We start from the raw sequence: 15,492 nt of genomic DNA on the forward strand, positions 1-15,492 counted from the left end.
GTCACGCTAGGCGGGCGGCGCCGGCCGCGGCTTCTTGATTCCTGACGGGGTTCCTGACCGGACGAGGGTTCCTGACCGGCCGGGTCACCCGTTTGGCGACGCACGGGGGCAGGCCGGACGTCGCGAGGGCCGCGCGGGCCCGGTACGCGCTGGGCGGCATGCCGACGAGCTCGGTGAAGCGGGTGCTGAACGTGCCCAGCGACGAGCAGCCGACGGCGAAGCACACCTCGGTGACGGTGCGGTCGCCGCGGCGCAGCATCGCCATCGCGCGTTCGATGCGGCGGGTCATCAGGTACGAGTACGGCGACTCCCCGTACGCCTGCCGGAACGCGCGGCTCAGGTGCCCGGCGGACATGTGCACGCCGCGGGCGAGGGCCTCCACGTCCAGCGGCTGTGCATACTCCCGGTCGATCCGGTCGCGGACCCGCCGCAGCAGGGCGAGATCCCGCAGCTGAGGGGACGTCATCGTGCCACAGTAGCGGGATGCCCGACGCGATCTTCGCCCATCCGAGGCTGGCCGCCGTCTACGACGCGTTCGAAGACGACCGGCCGGACCTGGACCTGTACGTGGCGGTGGCGGACGAGTTCGGGGCCGCTCAGGTGCTCGACGTCGGCTGCGGCACGGGCGAGCTCGCGCTCCGGCTGGCCCGCAGCGGGCGCACGGTGACGGCGGTCGACCCGGCCGGGGCGTCACTGGACGTGGCGCGGGGGAAGCCGGGTGCCGGCGCCGTCACCTGGATCCACGGCGACGCCACCACCCTGACCGGGATGTCCGGGAAGGCCGACCTGGCGACGATGACCGGCAACGTCGCCCAGGTCTTCCTCGACGACGACGCCTGGGCGGCCACCGTCCGGGGCATCCACGACGCCCTGCGCGACGGTGGCGTCTTCGTGTTCGAGACCCGGCGGCCCGAAAGGCGCGCCTGGGAGGGCTGGGCGACGGACTGGGTGCCGGTCGAGCGGGACGTGCCCGGTGCCGGCGTCGTCCGGCAACGGTGCGAGGTCACCGCCGTGGCCCCGCCGCTGGTGTCGTTCAGCTGCACGTACACCTTCGGCGACGGCGAGACGCTGCGCTCCGACTCGACGCTGCGCTTCCGGGACCGCCCCGAGATCGAGCGGTCCCTGGAGGCGGCCGGGTTCGCCACGGGAGACGTCCGCGACGCGCCCGACCGCCCGGGGCTGGAATACGTGTTCGTCAGCCGGAAACGCGCACGGTGACCGTTTTCGGGCGCTGGTACTCCGTGAGCGCCAGGACGCTCAGGTCGGTGCCGTGCCCGGAGCCGCGCCGGCCGCCGTGGGGCAGCTCCGCGGTCTGCTCCAGGTGGCAGTTGACCCACACCTCGCCGCAGTCGAGTCGCTGCGCGAGCCGCAGTGACGGCCCCACCGCCGTCCCCCACACGCTCGCCGCGAGGGCCTGCGGCACCGAGTTGGCGAGGGTGACCACCCCGTCGAGGTCGTCCGCCGCCTGTACGGTCAGCGCGGGCCCGAACATCTCCCCGGTCACCGCGGGGTCGTCCGCCGGCAGGTCCGCCAGGATCAGCCCGGCCCGCCAGAACCCTCCGTCCTCACCGGCGCCGACCGCCAGGGGACCGGCGACCCGCGTCCCGGCCGCCGACGAGGACACGATCGCGTCGAACCGGGCCACCTGTGACGGGTTGTTCAGCGGTCCGAAGTCGGGACCGGCGCGCCGGGCCCGCATCGCGTCGGCGAGGCGCGCGACGGTCTCGTCCAGGTGGGAGCGCAGCGTGATGACGCGGGCCGGCGCGGCGCAGCTCTGCCCGGCGTTGTACGTGCACGCCCCGACCAGCGCGTCATACGTGTCGGCGGGCGCGTCGGGCAGGACGACCGCGGCGCAGTTGCCGCCGAGCTCCAGGCTGACCCGCCGCAACCCGGCCCGGGCGACGACGTCGAGCCCGCCGGCCTGGCTGCCGGTGAACGCGACCGCGTCGACCTGCGCGCCGACGAGGAGCCTGCCGGTGTCCCGGTCGCCGGGCAGCGCGACCAGCACGCCCGCGCCGAGCGTCGCATCGGCGTGCGAGGCCAGCAGGACCGCCGTGTCGGGGGTCGTCTCGGCCGGCTTCAGCACGACGGCGTTGCCGGCGGCGAGCGCGGGCCCGAGCCGCCACGCGGCCATGAGCAGCGGATAGTTCCACGGTACGATCGCCGCGACGACCCCGAGCGGCTCCCAGCGCACCCAGCTCTCCCGGCCCGGCAGCAGGTGCCCGGCGGCCGGGGTCAGGTCGGCGCGGACCGCCCCGGCGTAGAAGCGCAGCACGTCGGCGGAGTTCAGCACCTCGGCCCGGGCGTCCGCCGGGGACTTCCCGGTCCCGGCGATCTCCGCCCGCACGTAGTCGTCGAGGTGCTGCTCGACGAGCGCGACCAGCGCGAGGAGCCGGTGCGACCGTTCCTTCGCGGTGAGCGAGGCCCACCCGGGCGCGGCGGCGCGGGCGGTGGCGACGGCGGCCGTGACCTCGGCGGGGCCGCCGCAGCCGAGGCTGGTGCGGACCTGGCCGGTCCGGGGGTCGGTCAGGTCAACGAAGTTCACACCACATCGTAGGCACGCAGCCAGAGCTCGAGCGTGAGCACCAGCCACACCTTGCCGCCCTGGCGGGGCAGCAGCGCACCCTCGCCGCGCAGCCACGCGCGGATGGTGACCGGGTCGAACAGGCCGCTGGTGCGGCTGCCGAGCAGCACGTCGTCGGCGAGCTCCCGCAGCGGCCCGCTCAGCCACTGCTGGACCGGCACCCGCATGCCGCTCTTCGGGCGGTCGATGATCGTCGCGGGCAGCAGGTCCCGGACGGCCTCCTTGAGGATCCACTTCTCGTCGGTGCCGGCGAGCTTCAGCCGGGGCGGCACGGTGAACGCGTGGTCGATCACCTGCCGGTCGAACAAGGGTGCCCGCCCTTGCAGGCCGCGGGCGGCGGTCAGCCGTTCGACCTTGGTCAGGATGTGGTGGGCGCCCTTGGTCCGCAGGTTGCAGTGCAGCAGCCGGTTGAGGTGGGAGCGCATCGTGCCCGGCGACAGGTACGGCGCGACGAACCGCTCCGGCCCGGGTTCGGCGTCCAGGGCACGCAGCGTGTCCCGGGTCAGCAGCGCCGGCAGGTCGCCGTAGCACTTGCGGTAGGACCGCAGGTAGGCCAGGGACCGCGCGGCCGGTGCCGGGTCGTCGCGATGCAACTCGTACAGCAGCATCGGCAGGTTCTTCGGGCCGCCGAACACGGGGTCGCCGCCCTCGCCGTTGAGCACGACGCTCATCCCGTCGCCGGCGACCGCTTCGGCGAGCATCAGGTTGGGCACGGTGAGCGGGTCGCCGACGGGGCTGTCCAGCAGCGCGACGGTGTCCGCGAGCCGGGCGGCGACCGCGTCGCCGGAGACGCTGAGCACCTGGTGGCGGGTGTTGCAGTGGGCGGCGACGAGCCCCGAGTACGCCAGCTCGTTGGGCAGCTCATGACCGAAGCTGATCGAGTAGGTGCGGACCTCCTGGTCGTGCAGCTTCGCGGCGAGGGCGGTCACGAGGCTGCTGTCGACGCCGCCGGACAGCAGGACCGCGGCGGGTTCGGCGGCGGGCAGCCGGATGCTGGTGGCCCGCTCCAGCAGCGCCCGCAGGGTCGCGGCGTGCCCGCCGGCGGTGGTGGCCTCGTCGACGGCCTCGGTGGCCTCCCAGAACACCTCCTCGTGGGCGGTGCCGCCGGCGCGCAGCCGCACGATCCTGCCGGGGAGGACCTCGTGGACGCCGCGGAGGAGGGTCTCGTCGCCGGGCAGATAGGCGAAGGTGAGGAACGACCGGACCGCGCCCAGGTTGAGGCCCGTGTCCAGGCCCGGCCAGTGCCGCAGCGCGCGCAGCGACGTCGACGCGGCCCACGCGCCGCCGGCTCTCGCGTGGAAGACCGTCCGGGCGCCGACGTGGTCGCGGATGACGACGAGGTCCGGGCCGTCGGCGACGAGCATGACGAACATGCCGTCGGCGGCCCTGACCCCGCCGGCGCCGAGACTCCGGTACACGAGGAGCAGCAGCAGACCGTCGGGCGTCTCCGGCGCGGCGGGGTCCCCGGCCCTGGCGAGGGCGGCGAGCAGCTCCGCGCGGTTGTGCAGGACGACCTCGCCGACCGCGTGCAGCGGCCCGGCGGTCCAGGGTCCCTCGGCGAAGCCCGGCTCGCCGTCCACGAACCCGAGCGCGGCGGGGCCCGCCACGGTGACCTGCCGGGCGCCGAGAGCGGTCAACGCCCCCGGGTCGCCGAGCGTCGCTGCGATGCGTGGCACAGGAGGACCCCCGATCAGCCGAAGTCGTCGTCGGAGCCGCTGTCGCCGTCGACGTCGTCGTTCCAGCTGCCGCTGTCGCCGCCGCCCCCGTCGTCACCGCCGTCGCCGCCGCCGTTGTTCTGCTGTTGCTGCTGGGCCTGGCGGCGCAGCTCGTCCTCCTCCATGGGCGACATCATCAGCGGCGGGGCGATGACCGCGCCGAGCAGCGCCCCGGCGCCGACGGCGGCGAGGATGGCGCCGGTACGGCCACCGAACGACGTCCGGTTGACCGTCAGCGTCCCGTCGCCCCACGCGGTGCGGCCGTAACCCTGGTCCCGGCCGTAGACGACCTGACCGGTCGTGTACGTCCGTTTGATGATGCGGTCGCCGAGGATCTCGTCGACGCCGCTGCGGCCGGAGTTGTCCTGCCACTGCACGTAGTGGTCGCCGGCGCGGCGGCGCCACTCCTGACGGCCGTCGGCGAAGCGGCGGTGCACGCTGCGGTCGGCGAGGAGCTCGTCGGTGTACTGGATCTCCCGGTACTGGCTCACAGCACTCCTGTCATGCGGCCGGTCATGCTGCCGGCCAGGTCATGAAGCCCGCGGCCTGGAGCTGGCGCAGGCGGGTCCTGCGACGCGTCCGGGACTGGCCCCGGACGAGGCGGTGCACGGTGCGCAGCAGCCGGGCCGGGTTGACGGCGGCGACCTCCACGGTGTGCCCGGCCCGCAGCCGGCGCACCTCCCACGGCTCCAGCCCGGCGGGCAGCTCCGGGAGGTCGGCGCGGTCGCGGGCGCCGGCGGTGAGGTGCAGCGCGGCGGCGTGCGCCGGGCGCAGCCCGAGCGGGTGGACCCGCAGGTCACCGGCCCACCGGCGGACGTCGTCGACGGCGGTGTAGCCGGCGGCGCTCGCGTCGTGCAGCACGAAGACGGTGGCGTCGCCGGTGCGTCGCAGCGCGGCGGTGAGGCGCGGGTCGAGCGGCAGGTCGCGCAGCGCGAACACCGGGCACGCCGACTCCATGTGCAGCTCGTTGGCGAGCAGCATCCCGGCGATCCCCGCGTCCTGGCAGACCAGCAGGCGGGGCAGGCCGTAGTCGTACAGGTCGGGCACGTCGTCACCCGCTGCCGGTGGCGCGGCCCGGGTCGCCGGGTCGTCGAGGAGCCCGGGGACCGGGCCGTGCCGCTGCAGGGCCGCCAGGAACCGGGCGTGGCCGACCGGGGCGGGCAGCGTGAACCTGACCCGGCGGGGCAGCCGGTGCAACGGCATCAGGCCGCGGCACAGCTCGTAGTACAGCTGCCGGCGGGTGAACCGGATCCGTCCCGGGGCGCCCGCGCGTGCGACGGCCGCGGCGAGGGCCCGGTCGACGACGCTCACTGTCCGGGCCAGGTCATGAAGCCGACCGCCATGGCGGCCTTCTCGTCCCGGTCGGGCGTGCTCGCCTTGCGCAGGTGCGCGGCGACCTTCTCGACCCGTGCGAGCAGCTGCGCGGGGCGCAGCGCCGCGACCGGCGACGACCAGCCCTCGCCGAGCCAGTCCAGCTCCTTCGGCGTCAGGTCGGTCTGCGTCCTGAGCCACGCGATCCGCTCCGGCTGCCGGGCCTTCGTCCGCAGCTTGAACGGGTCCTTCGCGGCGAGGATCGCGCGGGGGCGCAGGCCGAGGTCGACGACGCGGCGGCCGCGCAGCTCGTGCTTGGCCGTCGCGAGGAACACCTCACCGTCGAGGCTCGCGTCGTGCAGCACCGCCACCGGTGTCCCGGCCGGCAGCTCGGCGACGTTCGCGGCGAGCGCGGCGGCGAACCGGCGCTCGACGTCGTTGACCCGCAGGCAGGCGAGGACCGACAGGTCGGGGCAGAGGATCGCGAACGCCGGCTGCGCGGGCGGCGGGCCCGGCCGCACGTGCGGCTCGTCGACGATCCCGCCGGGCGGCTTGCCGTAGACGCGCGCCCAGCCGCCGATGATCTCCTTGCGGAACTCCTGCAGCGGCATCTTCACCGCCACCTCGCGTTTGAAGACGCCGGCGAGCCGCAGCCCGATGACGGTCGCGCTGATGAGCAGCAGCACCACCCCGACGACCGCCAGGGGGGTGGGGCCGCCGGTGAGGCCGACGGCGAGCAGTACCGATCCGATGATGATCGGCACGACGATCCCGCACCCGGCGCCGCTGCCCGCGCCGCCCTTGTTGGTCTTGCGGGCGGCGGCATACCAGAGCTGGGTCGTGGTGTACCAGTGGCCGCCCTCGCCGAGCTTCGCGGTGAGCCGCCGCACCTTCACGTCGTGCAGCGCGAGGGTGTTGCCCTTCGGGTCGAACACGAACGGCTTCTTGCAGCTGCCGCAGCGGCTGCCGGTGCGGTCGCGGCGCTTGAGGTTGGTGGTGCAGTGCGGGCAGATCATGCCGATCCCTCCAGACGCACGGCGAGACGGCGGGCGGCCCGGGCCGCGCGCTCCCGCCAGCTCATCCCACCTGGTGCCCGCCGCTCACCGACGGCGCGCAACGCCTTCGCGAGCGCCGGGAAGTCCGGTCCGCCGCCGTCGGCGGGCTCCGCGGCGGCGCGGCGCTCGGCCTCCTCGGCGGTGATCGCGTAGTCCTCGTGGTCGATGCCGAACCCGGTGTTGGCGGCCAGGATCAGCAACCGGCCGTCGCCCCGGTTGGCGAACGAGTGCGGCAGCAGCGCCGGGATGCGGATCATGACGCCGGGCGTGAGCCGCACCGAGACCGCCTCCTGCCGCTGCTCGTCGTAGAGCCCGCACGCCGCGTAGCCCAGGCTCAGCACGAAGTGCTCGCCGCCGTGCGCGTGCGGCGTGAACGCGCTGTGCCCCCGCATCAGGCCCAGCTTGTACGTCGCGTTGCTCGGCCGCTCCGGCGACGTCTGCGCGTCCCCGACCAGATATCTCGCGAACTGCCCCTGGTCGATGAACGGCAGCAGCTCGCCCGGGTCGAGCAGGTCCCCGCGCCCGGTCCTGGACGTCAGCAGCGCGGTGCCGTCGGCGGTCAACGCATACACCTCGACGCCCGCCGGCAGCACCTCGTCGCCCTTCACACTGCGCACTGTACGAAACCCGCACTACTGTTTCCAGCCGCACCGGCAACCTGCCTGACGGCAATCGGCGGGTCCCGCCGGGGGATGTCAGGATCGTCCCGCCCGGCCAGGGAAAGACCAGGTGAAGTCCTGGCGAAGCTCTGGGGGAGGCCCTGGGGGAAGGAGCGGCTGTGCGGCGCTACGGCGTGCCCGCGGACATGATCGACGCGGCCACCGGGCGGCGGCTCGCGGGGGACTGGCGGGGCGCGTGCGCGGCGGCGAACGTCGCCGTCGAGCTGGACCTCGCGGCCGTCCCCGGTGAGCACCGGGCCCCGGTCGCCGGGGACCTCGCACACCTCGTGCCCGATCTGCTGCGCTGGCACCTGCCGGCCACCGCCGAGCCGCTCGGCGGCAGCCGGGTGGTGACCCCCCTGACGCTGTACCCGGACGGCACCGGGCTGTTCGTGTGCGGGCCCAGCGCGACGGACCAGCCCCAGCGGCTGCGGCTGCGGTTCGGGGCGGTCGGCGCGGCCGACGCCGGGCGCGGGCTGCACCTGAGCCGGGAACGCTGGGACAGCCGGTGCGCCGGGCTGCTGCTGCGGCGCTGCGGCGGGCGGCACCGGCTGCCGTTCTTCACCGCGGCCGGCGCCCCGCTGACCGCGGTGGGCGGCGACGACCACGAGGGGCGCACCGAACGCGTCGCGCGGCTCCTCGACGCGGGCCGGGTCGGCGAGGCGTGGGACGAGGCCGGGTTCGACCTCGCCGCGCCCGTGCACCTGCTGCGGCACTTCCGCCCGGGACTCACCGTGCTCGCCGAACGGGCCCGGGACCTGGCCGGCGCGACGGGCGCCGAAGCGGTGACCGTGCCGATGCCGTCGTTCATAGCGCTGATCGTCGACCGGCTCGGCGAGCCGCGGCCCCGGGTGCGGGTCGTGCCCGCCCACAACGGCCCGCCGGACGGTGTACCGGCGCTGCCGCACGCGGCCTGGCAATGGCCGGCGGTCCTGGACGAGCTGCGCGGCGGCGCGGACCCGGCGCAGCTGCACCCGCTCGTCGGCGCGGCGCTGTTCCCCGGCCGGGACACCCCCACCGGGCCCGCCCCGGCGGTGCTGCCCGGGCCGGTGACGATCAACTGCGGCGGCGAGCGGCACGAGATCGTCATCCGCGACGGCGGGCTGCACGTGCCGCATCCGCCGGCGGACCTGCGGCGGGAGCGGGCGCTGCAGGCCCTCGCGGGCAGGGTCGAGCCCGGCTGCGCGGTCGCGGCGCACGGCTGGCGGACCCGCGGCGGCTGGCTGCCGACGGCGCTGGTGGACGTGCGCAAGCAGCTGCTGCGGTACGTCATGCACGGCGAGGCCGGGAACCTCGAGGCGCTCCTGGACGCCGGCCTGGACCCGGCGATGCTGGACCCGAGCGGCCGGACGCTGCTGCACCTGCTGCCGTGGCTGTTCCCCGGCGACGCGCGGCTGCGGATCCTGGACCGGCTGCTCGCCGCCGGGCTCGGCGTCGACGCCCGCGACCGCACTGGCCGGACCCCGCTGCACCTGGCCGTGCGGCGGGGCGGGTCGCGGTCGCTGATCCTGGCGCTGCTCGCCGCGGGCGCCGACCCGGCCGCCGAGGACGCGGAGGGGCGCGTGCCGCTGGACTTCGCGCCGGCCGGCCGCCGCGACGAGACGGCCGGCCTGCTCGGCGCCTGAACGACGCCCGGGCGCGCGGATCCGCCGCACCCGGCGAGCAGCAGTGCACCGGCCCACGACAGCACCCGCGTCGACCCTGGCCTCCCGGCGGCATCCGTACCGTGCAGAATCTCAGCAGGGCCGGCCGGTTCCCGCCGCCCGAGAACGGGAAAGGGTGGCGGCATGTTCGATCTCACCGGGCGCCTCGCGCTCGTCACGGGCGCCGGGCACGGCATCGGCGCCGCCGTCGCGGTCGCCCTCGCCGAGCACGGCGCGGACGTCGTCGTGCACTACGGCCGTTCCGCGGAGCGGGCCGCCGCCGTCGTGGACCGCATCGCCGGGATGGGGCAGCGGGCGACCGCGGTACAGGCGGACGTGACGCAGACCGGGCAGGTGGACGCGCTCGTCGACACCGCGACCGGCTTCCTCGGCGGGCTCGACATCCTCGTCTGCAACGCCGGGCACCTGGTCGGGCGGGTCGCCGTCGCCGACATGAGCGACGAGCACTTCGCGAAGGTGACCGACGTCAACCTGACCGCGACGTTCCGCACCGTCCGCGCCGCGCTGCCGGCGCTGCGCGGCTCCGACGCCGGGCGGATCATCACGATGGCGTCGCTGGCCGGGCACAACGGCGGCGGACCCGGCGCGGTCGCGTACGCCGCGGCGAAGGCCGGGATCATCGGGCTCACCAAGGGGCTGGCGAAGGAGCTCGCGCCGGACCACATCACCGTCAACGCCCTCGCCCCCGGGTACATCGGCGACACCGACTTCCACGCCACCTTCAGCACCCGGGAGCGCCGCGACGCGACGGTGGCCTCGCTGCCGCTGGGCCGCGGCGGGACCGCCGCCGAGGTGGCCGCGGCCGCCGTCTACCTGGCGTCGGTGGAGGCCGGCTTCGTCACCGGGTCCACGCTGGACCTCGACGGCGGCGCCTCGCCGCGCTGACGGGGCACCGCGTCACCCACGGAAAACGCCCCCGCCGGCCGGCGGGGGCGTTTTCCGTCAGGGTCTTCAGTGGGCCATGGCGCGGGGCGCGTCCGGGTCGACGTCCAGCGGGCCGGTGCGGAAGAGCACGGCCGAGACGACGGCGCACAGCAGGAAGAACCCGGCGGACCACCAGAACACCGTGTGGTAGCTCTCGACGGCGGCCTGCGCGGCCAGCTGCGGCGTCGGCGACCTGCCGGCCATGAAGCCCGACGCCGCGCTCGCCGCGAACGAGCTCAGCAGCGCCGTGCCGATCGACCCGCCGATCTGCTGCGTCGTGTTGATCATCGCCGACGCGACGCCGGCGTCGGCGTGGGCGACGCCGGAGGTCGCGGCGTTCTGCGTCGGGGCGAAGATGAGGCCCATCCCGAGGCCGATGACGAGCAGGCCGGGCAGCACCCCGCCGGCGTACGTGGAGTGCAGGTCGAGCCGCGTCATGAACAGCATGCCGCCGGCGGCGACGAACGCGCCGAGCGGGACGAGCGGGCGCGGCCCGATGCGCGGGGTCAGGATCGAGCCGGCGGTCGTCGCGGACAGCATGATCGCGGCGAGCATCGGCAGGAACGCGCAGCCGGTCTGGATCGGGGTGAAGCCCAGCACGCCGGTCATGTAGTAGGTGAGGAACAGGAAGATGCCGAACATGCCGGCGCCGGCGATACCGACCGCGGCGTAGGAGCCGCCGCGGTTGCGGTCCAGCACGACCCGCATCGGCAGCAGCGGGTGCGCGACCCGGCGCTCGATGGCGACGAACGCGATGAGCACGAGCACGCCCAGCGCGACCGGGCCGAGCGTCATGACGTCGTCCCACCCGTCGGACTCGGCGTTGCCCAGGCCGTACACCAGCGACACCAGGCCGATGACGGCGGTCACCGCACCGGGCACGTCGATGCGGCCACCGGCGCGGGCCGGCTCGTCACGCAGCTTGAGCAGCCCACCGGCCACCGCGACGGCGGCGATGATGAGGTTGACGTACAGGCACCAGCGCCACGACGCGTACTCGGTCAGCACCCCGCCGAGCAGCAGCCCCACGGCACCGCCGGCGCCGGAGATCGCCCCGTAGACGCCGAACGCCTTGCCGCGTTCCTTCGGGTCCGGGAACGTGATCGACAGCAGCGACAGGGCGGCCGGCGCGAGCGCCGCACCGAACGCGCCCTGCAGGGCCCGGGCGACGATCAGCATGGGCAGCCCCTGCGCCGCCCCGCCGAGCGCCGACGCGAGCGCGAACCCGGTCAGGCCGATGAGGAACATCCGCTTGCGGCCGAACAGATCCGACAGCCGCCCGCCGAGCAGCAGCAGGCTGCCGAACGCGAGCGCGTACCCGGTGACGACCCACTGCCGCCCGTTGTCGCTGAACCCGATGTCGTGCTGCGCCGTCGGCAGGGCGATGTTCACGATCGTGGCGTCGAGGACCACCATGAGCTGCGCCATCGCGAGCACGACCAGCGCCCACCACCGGCCGTTGCCCGCCTCCGGCGACGGTGCCGCCGCCTTCCGCGGCCCGGTCGTGGGCGCCGGAGGTGCGCCGGCGTGCCTGGCGGCGGGCACGCGTCGGTCGGTCGTGGTGCTCAATGGTGGCTCCCGGTTCGGCAGGGTGTGGACGTGCCCTCCGCATCGGGCGGGAACCGCGGGAGTTGAGCCGCCGCCCCTGTGCTGTTCCCGGGATCACACGGACGCGCGGGTCACAGGGTGTCGACGGCGCCGGACAGGGCGGCCGCGTCGAAGCCGCCCGTGGGGAGGGTGGCGGCGACGCGGTAGCGGACGTCGCCCTTGGCGTCGATGAGCAGGGTGCCGCTCTGCTGGACCAGCATCGCGCGGGGCAGCCCGACGGTGTGGTGCGCCTCGGCGCCGGCCGACGACACCACCCGGACCGGGCCGGCGACCCGGCGGATCCGGGCGGCCTGCGCCTCGCCGCCGGGGACGACGACGACCGGGGTCACGTCGCGGGCGTCGAGCCGCAGCCCGGCGAGGTCCTTGACGTGCCGGACGCAGATGGCGCAGCCGGCCGCCCGGATGAAGTACAGCGCGACGCCCCGCGTGCCGCCGCGGAGATCGGCCACCGTGACCTCGGCGCCGGTGCTGTCGGTGAACGCGACTCGATCGGTCTCGACCTGCATGACTCCTCCTATGGGTAACTGAGTTACGTAAATTAGATACGCATCTGGGTTACGGAGTCAAGGCCCGGTAAGGTTCCTGGCATGAGTCCGGTCGACCGTGCCGAGCAGGACCTGGGCGTGCTGCTGGCCGCCTGCTGCGAGCGCATCGTGCGCAACCTGCTCGGCCAGCTGTCCACCGTGGGGTACGGCCACCTGACCCCGTCGCAGTCGCTCACCATGCTGTTCATCGGCGACGGCCTCGACACCGTCACCCAGCTCGCCGACCGCCTCGGCATGACCACCCAGGCGATCAGCAAGATCTGCGCCACCCTGCACGCCGAGGGCCTCCTCGAGCGGCAGGCGGCCGTCGCCGACGGCCGGGTGCGCCACCTGCAGCTCACCGCCGACGGCCGGCGCGCCGTCGACGCGATGCGGAGCGCCGGGGCGGCCGTCGAGCGGGCCTGGGCCGACCTTGTCGGCGCCGACACCCTCGGCGTCGTCCGCACGGCGCTGGCCGCGTTCGCCTTCGCCCCCGAGACGGCCGCCGCCACCAGCCCCGTCCACATCCGCTTCGCCTGACCGCACCCCGCCGGTGCGCGCCGTGGTTTCGGTCCGGGCGGTGGTTTCGGTGCGGGTTGTGGTTCGGGGCGCGCCTTGGTTCGGAGTTCGCCTTGGTTCGGGGCGGGCCTTGGTTCGGGGCAGGCCGAACCGTTGCGGGCCTAGCCTCGCCCGCATGAGCGACGACATCCCAGTCACCGACGGCCGTGACCCCGCCGCCGTCATCGAGCACGCCGTGGCACACGCGGTCGCGCTGGCCCGGACCTGGCCCGCGTGGGACGGGCGGCCGATCCCCGCCGGCGACCGGGTGTACACGCCGCACAAGGCGGTCCGCCGGCTCGCCGACCACCTCGTCGACCACCTGGCCGAACTCGAGGCCCGCCTCGCCGGCGAGACCCCGCCGCCCGACCACTGGCACGCGTCCGCGGTGACGACGCCCGGCGACCTGGCCGCGTTCACCGCCGCCGACGCCGACGAGGCCGCCGCCCGGCTCACCCGCCTGGCCATGATCTGGGCGCTGCGCCTGCGCGGCCTGGACGACGAGCGGCTCGACCTGGCCGAGGGCGACGCGTGGACGCTGCGTCAGGTCGCGTTCCACCTCGGCAGCACGTACTACGCCGACGCCGTAGGTGACCTGACACCAACGCCGCCGTCGGTGACCTGACACCACCCCAGGGCGGAGACGGCCTCCGTCTCGGGGATGACCGGGGCGCCGCCCACGGGCGATAGCCTCTCGCCATGGACGAGGTGGGCGGGCGGATCCGGTGGGCCAGGGAGGTCCAGCTGCCCCTCGCCGTCGCCGCCGCGCAGCTCCTCGCGTGGCCGCTCGGCCCCCTCGCGTTCGGCGCGGCCGTCGACGCCGGCCAGGCCTGGCGGCTCACGGCCCTCACCGCCGCCGTCGCCGTGGCGCTGAGCCTGCGCTCCGTCGCGCCCGTCCCGGCCTGGGCGGCGACCCTGGCCGCGGTGAGCTGCATCTCGCCCGCCGGGCTGCAGGACCAGGCGCTGATCGTGCCGTTCGGGGACCTGTTCGCCCTGTACGCGCTCGCCGCCCGCCGCACGCTGCGGGTCAGCGTCGCCTGCGCCGCCGCCGGCACCGTCGTGTCCACGCTCGCCGCCGACGTGCTCGTCCGCCCCGACCCGGCGACCGGGCGGGACACGCTCATCGGCTGGGACACACTCACCGGACCGCTCGGCGACGTGTTCGGCGGGGTGGACGCGATGACCGCCGCCGCCGACGCCCTGCTCACCGCGGCCGCGTACGCCGCCGTCGTCGTCTTCGGCCGCTCCCGCCGCCGCCGGACCGCCCGCAGCGAGGCGATCCGCGTCCACGTCGCCGCCGCGGCCGAGCACGAACGCGCCGCCGCCGCCCATGAACGCGAACGGCTCAGCCAGGAGCTCCACGACGTCTCCGCGCACCACCTCACCGCCGTGGTCGTCCAGCTCGCCGCCGCGCAACGGCTCGGCGACCCGGCGAGCGCCACCCAGGCCCTCGACGTGGCCCGCACCGCCGGCCGCGCCGCGTCGAGGTCCCTGCACCACCTGGTCGCCCTCGCCGGCCGCGCCGACCCGTCACGCCCGGCGGGCATCGCCGGCCTGCCGGACCTGGTCGCCGGCTTCGCCCGCCTCGGCCTGCGCCCGCAGCTGCACGTGGACCTGGCCCCGGACCTGCCCCCGGACCCGGCTGCGGGCACCGCTGCGGGCCTGCCTCCGGAGGTCGGTGGGGCGGTGCATCAGATCGTGCGGGAAGCGCTGACGAACGCGTTGCGGTATGCGCCGGGGGCACAGGTCTTCGTCCGGGTCGCCGGCACCGACGGTGTGGTGACCGTGACCGTCGACGACGACGGTGCCGGGGGTGCGAGTGGCTTCGACCTCGGGTCGGGCGCCGGTATCCCCGGCATGCGGGCCCGGGCCGCGCGCCTCGGCGGCACCGTCACAGCCGGGCCGGGGCCGTCCGGCGGCTGGTCCGTGCGCGCGGTCCTGCCCACCACGAACGGCGGTCCCGGCCCCGGCGCGGACGGCCCCGGCGTGGACGGCCCCGGCGCGGACGGGGGCGCCATCGCCGCGCCGGCGATGGTCGCACCGGCGCGGCGGCCGGGTGGGCGGGTGCTCGACGGGCTGCTGGTGCTCGTCGCGGCCGGGCTGCCCGTGTTCGCCGGCGCGGTCGCGTGGGCCGAGGAGGGCGCCGGGCCGCTGTTCGCGGGGGCCGGTGACGCGGGCATGACGGCACTGTTCCTGAGTGTCTACTGTGGAGCGTTGTGGTGGCGGCGCCGGGCGCCGGTCGTGGTCCTCGCGGTGATGCTGGCCGCCGTGCTCGCCGGTGGCGTCGTGGCGCGGCTGGTGCCTGGCGCGACAGGGTTCGGGGTCGTGGTGCCCCTCGCTCTCGGCGGGATCGTCGGCGCCGTTTACGCGGTCGGCCGGCACGAGCCCCGCCGTCCCGCCTTCGGCTGGCTCGCCGCGGTCGCCGCTGGTGCCGTGGGTGCCGTCGTGCTGGTCGTCAGGTTCGCGCGCCCCGCGGACCTCGGCGCCGGCGACGGGCCGCCGCAGCTGTGGCCGGCCGGCGTCGTGCTCGTCACCGGGCTGACCGGCGCCGCGCTGAGCCTGATCATCGTGCCGTGGTGGCTGGCGGGGCTGCTCGTCGCCCGGCACCAGGCCCGCGCGGACCGGCGGGACCGGGCCGCGCTGCGCGAGGTCGCCGACCGGGCCGTCCGCGCCGCCCGCGACGAGCGGGCCCGCATCGCCGACGGCCTGCGCGACCAGGTCCTGCGCCACACCTCGGCCCTGCTCGAGTCGGCCGGCGCCGGCGACGCGCCTGCCGCTGAGACGCGCGACGCGCCCGTCGCAGAGACTAACGGCGCGCCCGTCGCACAGTTGAACGGTGCGCCCATCGCACAGACGAACCCCACATTCGCCGCACAGACGAACGGCACAC

The 15,492-nt window shown here is 75.6% G+C and carries 15 protein-coding genes; 6 read left to right on the forward strand and 9 right to left on the reverse strand.

Annotated features, from left to right (window positions below):
- Position 1: 1 nt before the first annotated feature.
- Positions 2–466: a helix-turn-helix transcriptional regulator gene (locus tag ACZ6TV_RS23750; RefSeq protein ID WP_465299418.1), complete on the reverse strand. Its 465-nt coding sequence runs from the start codon at positions 464–466 to the stop codon at positions 2–4.
- A gap of 17 nt (positions 467–483) precedes the next feature.
- On the opposite strand from ACZ6TV_RS23750, the gene ACZ6TV_RS23755 reads away from it, so the two are divergent.
- Positions 484–1,218: a class I SAM-dependent methyltransferase gene (locus ACZ6TV_RS23755; protein WP_465299419.1), complete on the forward strand. Its 735-nt coding sequence runs from the start codon at positions 484–486 to the stop codon at positions 1,216–1,218.
- Here the strand turns inward: ACZ6TV_RS23755 and ACZ6TV_RS23760 are convergent.
- Genes ACZ6TV_RS23760 through ACZ6TV_RS23785 form a run of 6 tightly spaced genes read right to left on the reverse strand, consistent with a single transcriptional unit; the run spans position 1,196 to position 7,273 of the window.
- Positions 1,196–2,545 (reverse strand): aldehyde dehydrogenase family protein, encoded by a 1,350-nt coding sequence (locus tag ACZ6TV_RS23760; protein ID WP_465299420.1) that lies wholly within the window; start codon positions 2,543–2,545, stop codon positions 1,196–1,198. The genes ACZ6TV_RS23755 and ACZ6TV_RS23760 overlap by 23 nt on opposite strands.
- A complete protein-coding gene (locus tag ACZ6TV_RS23765; RefSeq protein ID WP_465299421.1) occupies positions 2,542–4,260 on the reverse strand; it encodes an asparagine synthetase B family protein in 1,719 nt (572 codons plus the stop codon). Before ACZ6TV_RS23765 ends, ACZ6TV_RS23760 begins: the two co-directional genes overlap by 4 nt.
- Positions 4,261–4,274: 14 nt before the next feature.
- Positions 4,275–4,790, reverse strand: a complete 516-nt coding sequence (locus tag ACZ6TV_RS23770; RefSeq protein WP_465299422.1) for a hypothetical protein — start codon at positions 4,788–4,790, stop codon at positions 4,275–4,277.
- A 22-nt stretch (positions 4,791–4,812) separates the two neighbouring features.
- Positions 4,813–5,610 (reverse strand): hypothetical protein, encoded by a 798-nt coding sequence (locus ACZ6TV_RS23775; RefSeq protein WP_465299423.1) that lies wholly within the window; start codon positions 5,608–5,610, stop codon positions 4,813–4,815.
- Complete coding sequence (locus ACZ6TV_RS23780) at positions 5,607–6,626, reverse strand: hypothetical protein (RefSeq protein WP_465299424.1); 1,020 nt, start codon at positions 6,624–6,626, stop codon at positions 5,607–5,609. The genes ACZ6TV_RS23775 and ACZ6TV_RS23780 overlap by 4 nt, the downstream gene beginning before the upstream one ends.
- Positions 6,623–7,273, reverse strand: coding sequence for a cupin domain-containing protein (locus tag ACZ6TV_RS23785; RefSeq protein WP_465299425.1), 651 nt, complete (start codon positions 7,271–7,273; stop codon positions 6,623–6,625). Before ACZ6TV_RS23785 ends, ACZ6TV_RS23780 begins: the two co-directional genes overlap by 4 nt.
- A 170-nt stretch (positions 7,274–7,443) precedes the next feature.
- Between ACZ6TV_RS23785 and ACZ6TV_RS23790 the strand changes: the two genes are divergently transcribed.
- Entirely contained in the window at positions 7,444–8,949 is a 1,506-nt protein-coding gene (locus ACZ6TV_RS23790) for an ankyrin repeat domain-containing protein (RefSeq protein WP_465299426.1), read from the forward strand.
- A 162-nt stretch (positions 8,950–9,111) separates the two neighbouring features.
- Positions 9,112–9,873 (forward strand): SDR family NAD(P)-dependent oxidoreductase, encoded by a 762-nt coding sequence (locus ACZ6TV_RS23795; RefSeq protein WP_465299427.1) that lies wholly within the window; start codon positions 9,112–9,114, stop codon positions 9,871–9,873.
- A gap of 66 nt (positions 9,874–9,939) precedes the next feature.
- On the opposite strand, the gene ACZ6TV_RS23800 is transcribed toward ACZ6TV_RS23795, so the two are convergent.
- A complete protein-coding gene (locus ACZ6TV_RS23800) occupies positions 9,940–11,349 on the reverse strand; it encodes a DHA2 family efflux MFS transporter permease subunit (RefSeq protein WP_465299581.1) in 1,410 nt (469 codons plus the stop codon).
- Between the two features lie 242 nt (positions 11,350–11,591).
- Positions 11,592–12,026, reverse strand: coding sequence for a redoxin domain-containing protein (locus ACZ6TV_RS23805; RefSeq protein WP_465299428.1), 435 nt, complete (start codon positions 12,024–12,026; stop codon positions 11,592–11,594).
- Positions 12,027–12,107: 81 nt separating this feature from the next.
- Here ACZ6TV_RS23805 and ACZ6TV_RS23810 point away from each other — a divergent pair, with 81 nt between their 5' ends.
- From ACZ6TV_RS23810 to ACZ6TV_RS23820, 3 genes are all read left to right on the forward strand, one after another.
- The gene (locus ACZ6TV_RS23810) at positions 12,108–12,584 is read left to right on the forward strand and encodes a MarR family winged helix-turn-helix transcriptional regulator (RefSeq protein WP_465299429.1); all 477 of its coding nucleotides are present in this window, start codon (positions 12,108–12,110) and stop codon (positions 12,582–12,584) included.
- Between the two features lie 154 nt (positions 12,585–12,738).
- Positions 12,739–13,227: a hypothetical protein gene (locus ACZ6TV_RS23815; protein ID WP_465299430.1), complete on the forward strand. Its 489-nt coding sequence runs from the start codon at positions 12,739–12,741 to the stop codon at positions 13,225–13,227.
- 74 nt (positions 13,228–13,301) lie between these two features.
- Positions 13,302–15,492 (forward strand): sensor histidine kinase (locus tag ACZ6TV_RS23820; RefSeq protein WP_465299431.1); only part of this gene is annotated, 2,191 nt, incomplete at its 3' end.

Source organism: Dactylosporangium sp. NPDC051087, assembly GCF_055586325.1.

Bases quoted from the DNA above. Each gene is read 5' to 3' on its own strand.
- ACZ6TV_RS23750 (WP_465299418.1), bottom strand. From the start codon at position 466: ATGACGTCCCCTCAGCTGCGGGATCTCGCCCTGCTGCGGCGGGTCCGC.
- ACZ6TV_RS23755 (WP_465299419.1), top strand. From the start codon at position 484: ATGCCCGACGCGATCTTCGCCCATCCGAGGCTGGCCGCCGTCTACGAC.
- ACZ6TV_RS23780 (WP_465299424.1), bottom strand. From the start codon at position 6,626: ATGATCTGCCCGCACTGCACCACCAACCTCAAGCGCCGCGACCGCACC.
- ACZ6TV_RS23795 (WP_465299427.1), top strand. From the start codon at position 9,112: ATGTTCGATCTCACCGGGCGCCTCGCGCTCGTCACGGGCGCCGGGCAC.
- ACZ6TV_RS23805 (WP_465299428.1), bottom strand. From the start codon at position 12,026: ATGCAGGTCGAGACCGATCGAGTCGCGTTCACCGACAGCACCGGCGCC.
- ACZ6TV_RS23810 (WP_465299429.1), top strand. From the start codon at position 12,108: ATGAGTCCGGTCGACCGTGCCGAGCAGGACCTGGGCGTGCTGCTGGCC.
- ACZ6TV_RS23815 (WP_465299430.1), top strand. From the start codon at position 12,739: ATGAGCGACGACATCCCAGTCACCGACGGCCGTGACCCCGCCGCCGTC.